Annotated in this window: 10 protein-coding genes; 5 read left to right on the forward strand and 5 right to left on the reverse strand. The window is 69.9% G+C overall.

All coding sequences use genetic code 11. The annotated features are described in order from the left end of the window. The first annotated feature begins 118 nt into the window (after positions 1-118). Positions 119-1,771: an RNA polymerase sigma factor gene (locus ACWEPL_RS33270; protein ID WP_355204569.1), complete on the forward strand. Its 1,653-nt coding sequence runs from the start codon at positions 119-121 to the stop codon at positions 1,769-1,771. Between the two features lie 1,103 nt (positions 1,772-2,874). Here ACWEPL_RS33270 and ACWEPL_RS33275 read toward each other — a convergent pair. Beyond that, positions 2,875-3,621 (reverse strand): YaaA family protein, encoded by a 747-nt coding sequence (locus ACWEPL_RS33275; RefSeq protein ID WP_452438522.1) that lies wholly within the window; start codon positions 3,619-3,621, stop codon positions 2,875-2,877. A 348-nt stretch (positions 3,622-3,969) separates the two neighbouring features. Between ACWEPL_RS33275 and ACWEPL_RS33280 the strand changes: the two genes are divergently transcribed. Further along, positions 3,970-4,710, forward strand: a complete 741-nt coding sequence (locus ACWEPL_RS33280; RefSeq protein ID WP_363966243.1) for a GNAT family N-acetyltransferase — start codon at positions 3,970-3,972, stop codon at positions 4,708-4,710. Between the two features lie 478 nt (positions 4,711-5,188). On the opposite strand, the gene ACWEPL_RS33285 is transcribed toward ACWEPL_RS33280, so the two are convergent. Further along, positions 5,189-5,419, reverse strand: coding sequence for a DUF7455 domain-containing protein (locus ACWEPL_RS33285; protein ID WP_192786721.1), 231 nt, complete (start codon positions 5,417-5,419; stop codon positions 5,189-5,191). 247 nt (positions 5,420-5,666) lie between these two features. Here ACWEPL_RS33285 and ACWEPL_RS33290 point away from each other — a divergent pair, with 247 nt between their 5' ends. Continuing rightward, positions 5,667-7,733: a DNA gyrase/topoisomerase IV subunit B gene (locus ACWEPL_RS33290; protein ID WP_363966241.1), complete on the forward strand. Its 2,067-nt coding sequence runs from the start codon at positions 5,667-5,669 to the stop codon at positions 7,731-7,733. Between the two features lie 893 nt (positions 7,734-8,626). On the opposite strand, the gene ACWEPL_RS33295 is transcribed toward ACWEPL_RS33290, so the two are convergent. Then, the gene (locus tag ACWEPL_RS33295) at positions 8,627-9,121 is read right to left on the reverse strand and encodes a beta-class carbonic anhydrase (RefSeq protein ID WP_452438524.1); all 495 of its coding nucleotides are present in this window, start codon (positions 9,119-9,121) and stop codon (positions 8,627-8,629) included. Between the two features lie 139 nt (positions 9,122-9,260). Between ACWEPL_RS33295 and ACWEPL_RS33300 the strand changes: the two genes are divergently transcribed. Next, positions 9,261-9,578 carry a hypothetical protein gene (locus ACWEPL_RS33300; RefSeq protein ID WP_350739125.1) on the forward strand — a complete coding sequence of 106 codons (318 nt, stop codon included), beginning with the start codon at positions 9,261-9,263 and terminating at the stop codon, positions 9,576-9,578. Between the two features lie 292 nt (positions 9,579-9,870). Here ACWEPL_RS33300 and ACWEPL_RS33305 read toward each other — a convergent pair whose 3' ends face one another. Next, positions 9,871-10,434: a thioredoxin family protein gene (locus ACWEPL_RS33305; RefSeq protein WP_363966238.1), complete on the reverse strand. Its 564-nt coding sequence runs from the start codon at positions 10,432-10,434 to the stop codon at positions 9,871-9,873. A gap of 55 nt (positions 10,435-10,489) precedes the next feature. On the opposite strand from ACWEPL_RS33305, the gene ACWEPL_RS33310 reads away from it, so the two are divergent. After that, entirely contained in the window at positions 10,490-10,861 is a 372-nt protein-coding gene (locus ACWEPL_RS33310) for a VOC family protein (RefSeq protein WP_452438525.1), read from the forward strand. Between the two features lie 45 nt (positions 10,862-10,906). On the opposite strand, the gene ACWEPL_RS33315 is transcribed toward ACWEPL_RS33310, so the two are convergent. Further along, positions 10,907-13,954: a glycoside hydrolase family 3 N-terminal domain-containing protein gene (locus tag ACWEPL_RS33315; RefSeq protein WP_452438526.1), complete on the reverse strand. Its 3,048-nt coding sequence runs from the start codon at positions 13,952-13,954 to the stop codon at positions 10,907-10,909. Positions 13,955-14,168 lie beyond the last annotated feature (214 nt).

The following is a 14,168-nucleotide window of genomic DNA, read 5'->3' on the forward strand; positions in this document are numbered from 1 at the left end:
CAGAATGCTGTGCAGGTCCGTCGCGGTCCGCACGGCCTCACCGATCTCCGAGAGAGGCAACAGCCCCCCAGCGGGCATCTGGGTCCATAGTCGCCACGCGTTCGTTCGAGAGGTGTTCGTGTCGCCTGCAAGTTCGACTCGCTCGAAGCCACAAGAGCTGAACGAGCCCGTCATTCAGCGACTGCTCGAGCGTGGGCGCTCGCAGGGTTTCCTCGAGTCTGAGGATGTCCGTCAGGCCTTTGAGGAGGCGGACATCCCCATGTCGCACGCCGCCGCGTTCTTGCGGAACCTCAGCAAAGAGGGCGTGACCGTGGTCGTGACCGCCGCGGATTCGGCTGCGCCGAAGAAGTCTCGTGGTCCAGCAAAGCGCCGCACCGCTGCCCCCGTCAAGACCAAGACGGCAGCGGCCGCCAAAGAGCAGCAGCCCGAGACCGTGACCGCGGTCGTGGGCACCACTGAAGCCGAGCCGGCCGCCAAGAAGGCGGCCCCTGCCAAGAAGGCCGCTCCGGCGGCGAAGAAGGCCGCGGCTCCCGCCGCCGCCAAGAAGGCCGAGCCGAAGAGCGCTGGGCCTGCCGAGACCAAGCCGAAGCCCGAGTCCCGGGCCGACGCCGACGACGACGAGGACATCGAGCTCGACGGCGACGTGGAGCTGGAGGACCTCGAGGACATCGACGTCGAGGACGACGAGATCGTGGCCGAGGACTCCGACTCCGAAGGTGAGGAGGAGTCCGACGACGAGTCCGACGCCGAGCCCAAGCCTTCCGAGGTCGCCGCGGTCCAGAAGACCGAGGACGAGGTCCTCATCCTGTCCGACGACGACGATGACGCCCCGGTCGCCCAGGTGGCCGCCGCCGGCGCCACCGCCGACCCGGTCAAGGACTACCTCAAGCAGATCGGCAAGGTCCCCCTGCTCAACGCCGAGCAGGAGGTCGAGCTCGCCAAGCGCATCGAGGCGGGCCTGTTCGCCGAGGAGCAGCTCGGCGGCGGGGAGACCGAGGGGCTGCCGGTCGACGTCAAGGCCGAGCTGGAGTGGATCGCCGAGGACGGTCGCCGGGCCAAGAACCACCTGCTGGAGGCCAACCTCCGGCTCGTGGTCTCGCTGGCCAAGCGCTACACCGGCCGCGGCATGCTCTTCCTCGACCTGATCCAGGAAGGCAACCTGGGTCTGATCAGGGCCGTCGAGAAGTTCGACTACACCAAGGGCTACAAGTTCTCCACCTACGCCACGTGGTGGATCCGGCAGGCGATCACGCGTGCCATGGCCGACCAGGCGCGGACCATCCGCATCCCGGTCCACATGGTCGAAGTGATCAACAAGCTGGCCCGCGTCCAGCGGCAGATGCTGCAGGACCTGGGCCGCGAGCCCACGCCGGAAGAGCTGGCCCGCGAGCTGGACATGACGCCCGAGAAGGTCGTCGAGGTCCAGAAGTACGGCCGTGAGCCCATCTCTCTCCACACCCCGCTGGGTGAGGAGGGCGACAGCGAGTTCGGCGACCTCATCGAGGACTCCGAAGCCATCGTCCCGGCCGACGCCGTCAGCTTCACGCTGCTCCAGGAGCAGCTGCACTCCGTTCTCGACACGTTGTCGGAGCGGGAGGCGGGCGTCGTCTCGATGCGCTTCGGTCTCACCGACGGGCAGCCGAAGACGCTGGACGAGATCGGCAAGGTTTACGGGGTCACCCGTGAGCGCATCCGCCAGATCGAGTCGAAGACCATGTCCAAGCTGCGCCACCCCTCGCGCTCCCAGGTCCTCCGGGACTACTTGGACTAACCCGCACGAATCCCCCGCCCCGCCCGGTCCTTCCGTGCGGGGCGGCGGCATTCCCACCCACCATCCACTCCGCGTCTGCCACACCGCAGCCGCCTCCGCCGCACGCCCCACCACCCAGCCGACGGCCCTGCTGCACGCCCCGTCACCCGACTGACGGCCCTGCTGCACGCCCCAGCACCCAGCCGACGGCCCTGCTGCACGCCGCGCCAGACCGCTGACGGTTCTGCCGTACTCCCCGCACCGCCGCTGGATCATGGTCGCTCGTCGCGTCGTTGGCACCTCAGCTGCACCCGGCCGTTGCCACCTCGGCTGCACCCATGCCGCCGCCCCGCCCCATCGGCCGTTGGCACCTCGGCTGCACCTCCGCCCCCTCGGCCGGTGGCACCGCCGCTGCGCCGTCGGTGGCTTTTCGCAGTCCCCAACGCCTCAGTTGCACCATCGCCGCGCCGCCGTACCCCTACGGGACCGCCGCTGCAGCGTCGATGGCTTGACGCACTGTCACCACCGCCCCCACTGCACCACGGGTGGCTCTGTCGCGCTCCCGTCGCTCTCCACCGCACTACGGGGCGCCCCCGGTCGCATCGCTGGCGCCGCGTATATCCAGCGTCGCGGCCGTGCGACACGCCCGGGCAGCCGGTGATCGTGCGAAACGCCTGGGCAGTTCGCGATCGTGCGACACGCCCGGGCGGCCCGCGATCGAGCGAAATGCCCAACGCGCTGCTCCGACGATCGTGGCCGTAGCCCGTGACGTGCCTCCGACATGCCCGGGCAGTTCGCGATCGTGCGACATGCCCGGGGCGCTGCGCTGACGATCGTGGCCCGCAGCCCGCCGCGTGCCTCCGACACGCCCGAGCTCAGGCGCATGCGCCTCGCCCGAGCCCGGATGTATGCCCCGCGTCAGCGACGGTCAGCAGTCCCAGTACCCCCACCGCACGCCAATCGCCCCACCCCACGCCCGTTGTGGCACGGCTCGTGGAGACGTATCCCCGCCTGAGGGTCGTCGCTACGGACGGTCACCGTCGAGAGGCGGCATCACCAGGGCGGGCCCGCCCTTGACCGGCTCCCTGCGATCGGGCGATGGGCAGTAGCCGTCCCGCGACCCCTTACGCCGGGTCGGTGACGTGCACGTCGAGGGTCCAGGGGCGGTTGGCGCGGGCGGGCTCGGCCAGGTCGATGGTGTAGCCCAGGGCATCGAGGGTCTTGGCCAGCTCGTCAGGGGTGTCCGGGGCGGTGTCGTGCCGCAGAAGGGCTCGGGCGATCTCGCCCCGGGTCGCCTTGGCCATGTGGCTGACGACCTTGCCGTCCCGGAACACCCGTACCGTCACCGACCGTGCACCAGGCTGCCAGGCACTCGCGTACGTGGCCGAACGGAGATCCACCACCAGCCCCGGCACCCGGTCCAGCTCCTTGGCGATCAACGGACGCCAGAACGTGGCCAGCCCGCCGAGAGGCGGGAGATTGACGCCCATCGAGAGCCGGTACGGCGGGATGAGATCTGTGATTCTCACCACACCCCACAGGCCGGAGAAGATCAGCACCGCCTCCTCCGCCCGCCTCCGCGCCTCGTCGTCGAGGGTGCCCAGCCCGAGGTTGTCGTAGAGGACGCCGGTGTAGAGGTCGGCGGCCGGCAGGGTGGGGGCGGTCTTGAGGGCCGCGTTCTTGACCAGCTCGCCAGCGAGCCCAGGCGTGAGGCCGAGCACGTCGAGGGCGTCGCGGCGCTTGGAGGCCCGTACGAGCGCGTTCAGCACGCGCTTGCGGGCCTTGTCGAGGGTGGGGAAGGACAGCTCGCCGACGGGCGGCCCGCTGCCTTCGGGCGCCTTCCCCTCGGACGGCGGCAACAGGATCAGCACAACCCCTTACCTTATTGCTCCTGGTCGGAGGCTCTCCCGCCGTCCCCGTCACGATCTTTTACGGTGGCCCAAGCGGGCACCACCCGCCGACCGTGGCCGGGCTCTGTCCAGGGTGACGCTCACCGGGTGGACACGGCCGGGGCCGCCGCAACGGCGCCCTCTGGGCCATGTTCTTCGCTGAATCGTCGGCCTCGGGCGCAGGCTCCCGGCATGGCGGCGAGTCCCGCTCCGGCGTCGGCCCGGCCCTGCGGCACGCTGTGGAAGCGTTCTGGGGAGGCTTCAGCCCCGGCAACCGGCGCCCGGCAGGCAGGAGGGAGGGCGTATTCGGAGGTCGGCTAGGCTGCGCGGGTGAATTTCGACCTCCTTGTCCATGAAGCCTGGCCCGCCTATGAGCAGCGCGTTCACGACGGATGGGTGCTTCGTTACGCCGGTGGCGTGACCAAGCGGGCCAACTCGGTACTCCCTCTGGACGAGCCCGCCGACCTGGACGGGGCGATCGAGGCGGCGGAGGCCTTCTACGGGGAGCGCGGGGTGCGTTGCGTCTTCTCGCTGGGGCCGAACGCCACGCCCGGGCTGGACGAGGAGCTGGAGCGGAGAGGCTATGAACTGGTCGATCCGACCGTCATCATGGCCGGCTCGCCCGCCGGCCCTCCGCCCCCGTACCAGGTGAGGATCGAGGACCGGCCGTGGCAGGGCTGGCTGGAGACGTGGTGGGCCGTGGACGGTCGTTACGGCACCGGGTTCGAGGAGGCGGAGCGCATCTGCACCGGGGTGCCCGCCTGGTACGCGGCGTTCGAGGAGGACGGCGTGGCGCTGGCCGTCGGCCGGGCCGTGCCCCAGGCCGGCACGTACGGTGTCTCTCGGGACGAGGCGTCCTCGCAGAGTGACACGCTTGGGATCTACTGCATGGCCACCCTGCCCCAGGCCCGCAGGCGGGGACTGGCTCGTGCGGTCATCCGGGCGCTCGTGCGGCATGCGGATGCGAAATCCGCCTACCTGGTCACCACGGCCCCGAACCTGGCCGCGCAGGCTCTCTACCGTGGTGAGGGACTCGAGATCGTGGACCGGTACCACTACCGGGTCCGCTGACCGGCCTCGCTGTCGCTTTGGGCGCGGCCGATGCTTCTGGGCACGACCGCGTCGATATCGGTCCCGGCGGCCGCTCTGCGGGGGTCTGGCGTCCCGCAAAGTCGCGCGTCCGCCTGCCAAGTCACGCGTCTGCCCGTGAAGCGGCTTACCTGCCCGTGAAGTCGCACGTCTGCCCGTGAAGTCGCACGTCTGCCCGTGAAGTCGTGCGTCTGCCTGCGAAGCGGCGCGTCTGCCTGTGAAGCGGCGCGTCTGTCGCGAAGTCGCGCGTCTGCCTGCGAAGTGACCGACCTGCCTGCGAAGTCGCGCGTCTGCGTGTGCACCGGCCGATCCGCTCGTATAAAGCCCGTTCTCCGTGCATGACGGCGTGTCTCCGGGCATACCAGAGTGACTGAACGCAGAACGGCGGCCCCGGGCGGTGCCGGGGTCGCCGTTCTGCGTTGTCGCTATATGTGGTTATCTCAGCACGACAGGCGCTGCGTCAGCGCTCGTCGTTGGGGGCAATTGAAGAGGTTTCGCTGAGTCGAGCCGACTCGTCCAGGATGTCGGCACCCTTTTCGCGCAGCGCTGCGATGTGCTGACGCCCGTGGTGGGCGCAGAACAGCAACTCCCCACCCACAGGCAGGGTCGCGCGAATGTAGGCCTGGGCGCCGCAGCGGTCGCAGCGGTCGAGGGCCGTCAGCGGCTTAACGGGGGCGAGAGCTCCAGTCACGTATCGCCTTTCGGGTCACCCCCGCCGAAGCGAGGATCTGGCGTCAGTCACTTGGAACAACATCTAACCGGACGTGGACGTTCCCAACCGCCCCCTCTCTACGCCCAGAGCGGAATGTGTCCCAAAGTAATGACGATCAGCCGGTTGGTAACGGCAAACGTGTCGGCATGGCAAGCTTGTACGCGCGCGTGTGGGAAGAACGGTAAGCTACGCACACGTGTTCGATGCCTAGACCAGGGGAGCTGGAGTGACGCTAGTGGAGGCGGGTTACACGGCTCGTCACCTGTCGGTGCTTGAGGGCCTGGAAGCAGTTCGCAAGCGCCCTGGTATGTACATCGGGTCCACCGACAGCCGCGGGCTCATGCACTGCCTCTGGGAGATCGTGGACAACGGCGTCGACGAGGCGCTGGCGGGTCACTGTGACCGCATCGAGGTCGAGCTCTACGCCGACGGTTCCATCGAGGTGCGCGACAACGGCCGGGGCATCCCCGTCGACATCGAGCCCAAGAGCGGTCTGGCCGGGGTCGAGCTGGTTTATACCAAGCTGCACGCGGGCGGCAAGTTCGGCGGCGGCTCCTACGGCGCGTCCGGTGGCCTGCACGGCGTCGGCGCCTCCGTGGTCAACGCCCTGTCCTCGCGAGTGGACGTCGAGGTCGACCGCGACGGCAAGGTCCACGAGATCAGCTTCCGCCGTGGCGTCCCCGGGATCTTCGACGGCCCCGGGCCCACCGCGAAGTTCAAGAAGAAGTCCGGCCTGCGCATCGGCGACAAGCTCCCCAAGAACCCCGCCGGCACCCGTGTGCGCTTCTGGGCCGACAAGCAGATCTTCCTGCCCGACGCCGAGGTCTCGCTCGACGAGATCCACGTGCGCCTGCGGCAGACCGCGTTCCTGGTGCCCGGCCTGACGCTGGCCGTCTTCGACAGCAGGCACGAGGAGCGCACCGAGGAGGAGTTCCGCTTCGACGGCGGCATCTCCGAGTTCACCGAGTTCCTGGCCCGCGACGAGGCCGTGTGCGAGGTGCTGCGGCTGCAGGGCCTGGGCCACTTCCACGAGACCGTGCCGGTCCTCGACGACCAGGGCCACATGACGCCCACCGAGGTGCAGCGCGAGCTCACCGTCGACGTGGCGATCCGCTGGGGCAAGGGCTACGAGTCGACCGTCCGCTCGTTCGTCAACGTGATCTCCACCCCCAAGGGTGGCACCCACCTGACCGGGTTCGAGCGCGGCCTGGTGCGCACGGTCAACGAGCTGCTGCGCGAGACGCGCCTGCTGAAGAACGGCGACGACCCCGTCACCAACAGCGACATCTCCGAGGGCCTGACCGGCGTGGTCACGGTCCGGGTGCCGGAGCCGCAGTTCGAGGGCCAGACCAAGGAGGTGCTCGGCACCTCTGCGGCCACCCGCATCGTCTCCCACGTGGTCTCCCGCGAGCTGAGGGAGCTGTTCACCAACCCGCCGCGCGGCTTCAAGCAGCAGTTGCGCGCCGTGCTCGAGAAGATCGTCGCCGCCGCCAAGGCCCGCATCGCGGCCCGCGAGCACCGCGACAACCAGCGGCGCAAGAGCGCGCTGGAAAACTCGGCGCTCCCGGCGAAGCTGGTCGACTGCCGCAGCGACGGCATCGACCGCAGCGAGCTGTTCATCGTCGAGGGTGACTCGGCCCTTGGCACGGCCAAGCTGGCCCGCGACTCGGAGTTCCAGGCGCTGCTGCCGATCCGGGGCAAGATCCTCAACGTCCAGAAGGCGTCCGTGAGCGACATGCTCAAGAACGCCGAGTGCGCCGCCATCATCCAGGTCGTCGGGGCCGGGTCCGGGCGCTCGTTCGACATCGAGTCCGCCCGCTACGGCAAGGTCATCCTCATGGCCGACGCCGACGTGGACGGTGCCCACATCCGCTGCCTGCTGCTGACCCTCTTCCACCGCTACATGCGGCCGATGGTGGAGGCGGGGCGCGTGTTCGCCGCCGTGCCGCCGCTGCACCGCATCGAGCTGACCAATCCCGGGCGGGGCAAGGAGAAGTACATCTACTGCTACTCGGACGCCGAGCTGCAGAAGGTGCTGCGGGATCTCGAACGCCGGGGCAAGCGGTGGAAGGACCCCGTGCAGCGGTACAAGGGTCTGGGCGAGATGGACGCCGACCAGCTGGCCGAGACGACCATGGACCCGCGCCACCGCGTCCTGCGCCGCGTCCGCATCGAGGACGTCGAGGAGGCCGAGGCCATCTTCAACCTGCTCATGGGGAGCGAGGTTGCGCCTCGGCGGGAGTTCATCGTCAACAGCGCCGCCGAGGTCGATCGCGACCACATCGACGCCTAGCTGTTCCGCCGTCCGGTGAGGACGTGGAGCCGTTCTGCTGTCCGGTGAGGTTGTGTGCGCGGCGGGCGTCTGGGAGGCCGCCCAAGGGACCCAGGGAGAGACAGCCCGGGGTGCCCAGGGTGGCTGGTGAGCCCCCTGTGAACGGTCAGGGGAGTTCCTGAGGCATGCGCGCGCGGCTCTGAGGTGCCATGCAGGGCCGTTTGGCGATTTCCTGGAGTGGTACCCCGGGTCGCGGCTCAGCGCGGCCTCTCGAGGCTCTGACGCGCGGAGCGGGGCTCCGGATTGCTACGCGTGCGCCGCTGGCTCTTCGCTGACGGTTCTCAGGGCCTTTGCGGGGCCGCTCGGGTCGTCTCAGGGGTCGTGGTGTGCGGGCTGCTCGGTTGTGAGGGTCCTGGGCTTTGAATGAGCGGGCCGCTCGCGCCGTCTGGGGTGCCTGGTACCGGCTGGTCGGTTGTGGGATAAGTGGCGCCAGATCGTGCGCCAGTGTTCCACCTGCTCCCGTATGTCCCCCTCCGGACAAGCGCAGGTCGCGAGGCAGACGGCGACGTACGCCTCCACGAACTTCAGGCGCGGCAGCTTGGGCAGCCCGACCCCGCCAGCACGTACGAGATCGTGCTGAGGGGCATGACGGCGACTTCGGTCCCTGAAACCACCTTGGTTCCACCGAGCCCGCCCACAACCGCAACCGGCGCAGTGCCCCCACGAAGTCGTCCGCGCTCGCGCCGTCGGGGACGAGGGGAGAGCTCAGATCGCCCAAAGCGCGTCCTCTCGTACGGGGACGGGGGGAGAGCTCGGATCGCCCAAAGCGCGTCCTCTCGTACGCGCCCAGGGCGGGCCCGGGGCGCCCGGTCATGCTGTACGGACCGGGCACCACTCAGGTCAGGTGAAGTCCTTCAGAACGCGGCAGGCGTCAGCCGGCCCGTGCGGACGTCGTAGATGGCTCCCGCGATCGGCATGCCCTCCGGCAGGAACGGGCTGGTCCTGATGCGGGTGAGGTCGTGGCGGAGCGCCTCGGTCTGGTCGGGGACCGTGTGGAACTCCAGGCTGCGGGTGTCCACCCCGCGTTCCTGGGTGAGGGCGTGGACGTCCGGGTCGGTGACTTTGGCCATGCCGCAGTCCGTGTGGGGCATGACGAGGACGCGTTCCACGCCGAGCAGGTAGACGGCCAGCACCAGGGTGCGCAGGACGTCGTCCGTCACCCGGGCGCCCGCGTTGCGCAGGATCTTGGCGTCGCCGGGCTTCAGGCCCAGCAGGCCGAGCGGGTCGATGCGGGAGTCCATGCAGGTCACGACGGCCAGCCCACGGCCGGCGCGGCCTGTGAGGCCGGAGTTTCCGAACTTCTTGGAAAACCTCGCGTTGGCGGCATACAGGTCGTCGAACGCACTCATGCAACAAATGATGCACTGCGCCCCAAAGCCAGTGATGGACGGGGTGGCGACTGGCTGGAGTTGGCAAACGTCCCACGAAAAACCGTCACCTTGCGTGATGATGTCGTAGCCGTATGTACGTGATCGAAGAAGGTTTGTCGTGAGTAGGTCCGAATCGCTCGCCGAGTACCTCCGTGCCCAAGCCCGGCGCCGCCTCGACCGCGTGGAGTCCAAGGACGGCGGTCGCAACGCCAGGCTGGCCCTGGCTCTCCTCGACACCGCCGCCTATGCGGCCAGCCTGCCCGAGGACGATCCGCTGATCCTCATGCTGGACCAGGCGGGTTGCTACGGGCCCCTGGGGTGCGAGAGCTTCGACCCAGGGGAGGGAGGCAACCAGCTGATCCGCCACTGGGACGGCGGCGAGCCGCACGAACTGCTGCTGGCCCTCCCGCCCGCCGTCAGCGCCGCGGGCGCCTGAGCGGCCCGCCCGCTCGCCGCCCGCGGGCTCCGCCACGCGGGTGCCGCCGGGTTCGAGCACGTCGAACCCGGCGAACAAGCGTGCCACCTTCTCGCGGCCGCAGCGCCGGCTCCTTCCCGGCGGCCCCCACCGCCAGGGCCGACCAGGTGACTGCCGGGGGCAGGCGATGGCGACGCGCCACACGGGCAGGCAGCGGGGCACTTCCGACCGGCTTGCCGAGGTCGGTCGGCCGTCACCGCGTCCCGGTAGCTGCTCGGCTGGGCACCGCCCGGTGAGCAGGGCCGGAACCGGATCACGCGGGAGCGTTGCCCGGCTTCCACTTGATGCCGCAGCCCAGCGAAGGGTTCTGCTCCCCGGGCACCGGCTCGCCCTCGAGCACGGCGTCGATGGCGGCGCGCAGCGACTCGCCGGTCACCGGCACCGAGTTGCCCGGCCTGGCGCCGTCGAACTCGCCCCGGTAGACGAGCTGCAGGTGCGCGTCGTACAGGAAGAAGTCAGGCGTGCACGCCGCCCGGTAGGCCTTGGCGACCTCCTGGGTGTCGTCCAGCAGGTACGGAAACGAGAACCCGGCCCGCGCCGCCTGCTCAGCCAGGTGTGTCGGATCATCGTCCGGGTAGTTCACGCTGTCATTGCTGCTGATCGCGACGATGGAAAGCCTGGCGCCGTAGTCGGCGGCCAAGGCGCCGAGGCCCTTCTCGATGTGGCGCACATACGGGCAGTGGTTGGACAGGAAGACCACCAGAGTGGCGGGCGAGCCTTTGAGATCCCCGAGTGAGACACTGCCGCCGTCGATGGCGGTCAGGTCGAAGGCGGGTGCTGGAGTGCCGAGCGGCACCATGTACGAGTTGGCAGCCATGGCATCCATTCTTGTCTGCGGACGTGCCCGCAAACGAATATGAGAGGTGAATCGAGTGAGTGGCATCGCTGAGTTCCGCACTGTCGTGCTCGACTGTCCCGACCCCAGGGCGCTGGCCGAGTTCTACTCCCGGCTGCTGGGATGGCCCGTCACCTACGCCGATGACGAGTGGGCGGTGGTGAGCGACGGCGGGGCTCCCAAGCGGGTGGGGTTCCAGCTCGCCCCCGACTTCCGGCCGCCCACCTGGCCGGACCCGGAGCGTCCCCAGCAGCTCCACCTCGACGTGACGGTGGTCGACATGGACGAGGCGGAGAAGCAGGTGATCGAGATCGGCGCGACCAAGCACGGGCACCAGCCGAGCGAGGACGACAGCTTCCGGGTGTTCCTGGATCCGGCCGGACACCCGTTCTGCCTGTGCCGCGACTGATGTGAGGGGCTGTTCCCGCCGGGGCGGGAACAGCCCCTCGTGACCTCAGCGGGCGGCCTGGGCCAGCAGGTCCACCGCCTTCCTCAGGTTGCCCGCCGCCAGCTCGTGGTCGGCCGCCGCCTGCAGGTCGGGCCGCCTGCCCGCGCCCTGCGCGACGTCCCTGGCCACCGACACGACGGCGTCGTCCACGGTGTACGCGTCCGTCTTCGACCGTTCGAGCAGCGTCGCGGCCGTGCCCAGGGCGCCCAGGACGGCCCGCGCGTCACGTACGGACCCGTCGGCGTTCCAGGCGCGCGCGGGCAGCGCGAGGAGCAGCGACGCGGCCTTGGAGAACCCGTCGCCGGAGGCGAGCCGGTCGCGCGCCGCCTTGAGCCGGTCGCGGGCCCGGTCGGTACGCAGCCCCCACCCGTAAGGCCAGAGCGGGTCATAAGCCGCGTCGCCCACGTTGATCGGCAACTGCGCCACCGAACGGAACCAGGTGAACGGCAGCCGCCCCGTGTACGGCACCGCCCCGAACAATGGGTCGGCCACCCCCGCGCCCTCGGTGCCCGGCAGCCAGGAGGCCACCACGGCCTCGACGCCCGACAGGTCGCCGAGCTGCAGCGGACGCCCGGAGACGACCAGGACCGCGCACTTCATCGCCCCGCACACCTTGTCGATCGCGGCCCGGTCGGCGGCCGACAGCTCCAGCGTGCGCCCGGCGCGGCCCACGTCGCCCTGTCCCTCGGCGTACGGGGTCTCGCCCACCACCACGACGCCCACGTCGTGCCCGGCCAGCTCGGCCGAGGCGTCGCGCGAGTACGTCACGGAGGACGCGCGGGAACGGATCGCTGACAGGATCGTGGTGCCGGGAGTGATCGGCCCGGACGAGCCCTGCCAGCTGATCGTCCAGCCGCCGGTCTGGTTGCCGATGTCGTCGGCGTTCGAGCCGGCCACGTAGATCCTGGCGTCGCGGCGCAGGGGGAGCAGGCCGCCGTCGTTCTTCAGCAGCACCTGCGACCTGGCCGCCGCCGTGCGCGCGACCGCCCGGTGCGCCGCCGAGCCGACGTCGTCGATCCCCGACCGGTCGGCGTACGGGTGCTCGAACAGCCCCAGCCGGAACTTCTGGGTCAGGATCCTGGCGACCGCGTCGTCCACCCGGCCGACCGGCACGCGCCCGGCCTCGATCTCGGCCTTCAGCGTGCTCTCGAAGGCCGGGTAGGCGTATGGCACCATGATCATGTCGAGCCCGGCGTTGACGGAGGTGCGCACGTCGCTCGGGTAGTCGCCGGGGATCTGGTCGATGGCCTGCCAGTCGCTGATCACGAATCCCTTGAAGCCCAGTCGGCCCTTGAGCACGTCCGTGATCAGCTCCTTGTGGGCGTGCATCTTGAGCGGGCCGTCACCGAAGTCGACGCTGGAGAACGACGGCATGACGGTGGCCACGCCGCGCTTGACCGCCTCCACGAACGGCGCCAGGTGGACCGCCTCCAGTTCCTGGCGGCCGGCCTTGGTGACGCCCTGGTCGATCGTGTAGTCGCCGCTGGTCGAGGAGCCGTACGCGGTGCCGCCGTCACCGACGTAGTGCTTGGCCGTGGCCAGCACCCCGTTGTCCTGCAGGCCGTCGATGACCGTGGCCATCCGCGACACCAGCGCCGGGTCCTCCCCGAACGACTCGTAGGCCCGCCCCCACCGGTCGTCGCGCGACACGCACAGGCACGGCGCGAAGTCCCAGGGGATGCCGGTGGCCTTGACCTCGCGGGCGGTGATCTCGCCCGCCCGCTCGACGAGGTCCGGGTCGCGGGTGGCGCCCAGGCCCACGTTGTGGGGGAAGATCGTCGCGCCGACCACGTTGTTGTGGCCGTGCACGGCGTCCACGCCGTAGATCAGCGGCACCTGGAGCCGGGTCCGCTGCGCCTGGAGCTGGAACGCGTCGATCATGTCGGCCCAGGCCCGCGGCGTGTTGGACGAGGGGGTGGAGCCGCCGCCCGACAGCAGGGAGCCGAGCACGTACGTGGCGATGTCGCTCTGCTTGCCCAGCGCGCCGCGCTCGGCCTGCGTCATCTGCCCGATCTTCTCGTCCAGCGTCATCCGCCCGATCAGGTCGGCGACGCGTTCCTTGATCGGTTTGCGGGGGTTCAGGTAGGGGAGGCCGTGTGCGTTGATCATGACCACCGGGGCCTCGGCCGGGGGCCTGGTGCCCGTGCCGGACAGCTCGATCGGGATGGTCTCGGCGACCTCGTCCTGGCCGTCCTTCAGCGTCTTGACCGTGAACGCCTTGGCGGCCCCGGACGCCGTGCCCGCGGGGAACGTCAGCGTGCCTTCGACGGGCGTGTAGTCGCCGCCGGGGGTCGCGGTGCCCGTACCGGTCCTGTAGGACACGGCCAGGTCGGCGGGCAGGGGGCGGCCGTCGGCGGTGGCGACGGTGACGTTGACCTTGGCCTCGCCCTTCTCGTTCACCGGGTAGACGGGCCGGTCAGTGGACAGCCTGACCGGGCGCGGGGGAGCGGTGCCGTAGAGCTCGACCTGGTCCCACTCCAGGGTGCCCTGGGAGGAGGCCGGGAGCCGCATCGAGTAGCCCCACATGGCGACCAGGTCCAGCTCACCGTCGGACGGCGCGCCGCCGGGCTGGTAGTCGGCGCGCCTGGTGAAGCTCCCGAACGGCACCTTCACCTGCCGCCAGCCCGCCGTGTCGTCGGTGAACGACGACTCGAACAGCTCGGCGGCGCCTGCCCCGCCGCCACCGTCCTTGACCTCGAAGAAGATCTTCTGGCCCGAGGCGGCGCCGTTCACCCAGAAGGAGAAGCCCTCGTACGGGGACCAGTCCTGGGTGGCGGCCAGATCGTGCGACCAGCCGCCCCACTGGCTCACGGTGTAGACCGACTTGAGCACCCGGTTGGTCGCCGGGGCTCCCGGCCTGCCGGGGCCAGGCTCGATCGTGAGCGTGGGGGTCGAGGCCGCGTCGTTGCCCCAGGCGTACACGCCTGAGGGAACGCTGTCCGACTCGAAATCGGTGATCGTGAGGGGGTCGGCGGCCGCAGCCGCCTGTGGTGCGACGATCAGGGCGGCGACCAGGGAAAGAGCCACCCATAACGGGCGTCTGGATCGGAACACGGTACCTCCAGTAGGAGAGAGAGCGCTCTCCCAGATGAGATCGGTGCCGATCCGTGATTCATAACAGGCGTTGTCGGGCGCCCGCGGCCGCGGGCCTGATGCTGGTGGCACCTACGAGTGGGAGACCAACTACTTCTGCATGCCCGGCTGCGATTATGAGGTCTACCGGGTGCTGCCGTACGACCGGGGCGGTTTCCTGAAGCAGATCAGTTAC

The organism is Nonomuraea sp. NPDC004186 (assembly GCF_053603495.1).

What these genes read in the sequence shown, in the direction of transcription:
- ACWEPL_RS33305 (WP_363966238.1), bottom strand. Translation starts at nt 10,434, where the DNA reads ATGGCTGCCAACTCGTACATGGTGCCGCTCGGCACTCCAGCACCCGCC.
- ACWEPL_RS33295 (WP_452438524.1), bottom strand. Translation starts at nt 9,121, where the DNA reads ATGAGTGCGTTCGACGACCTGTATGCCGCCAACGCGAGGTTTTCCAAG.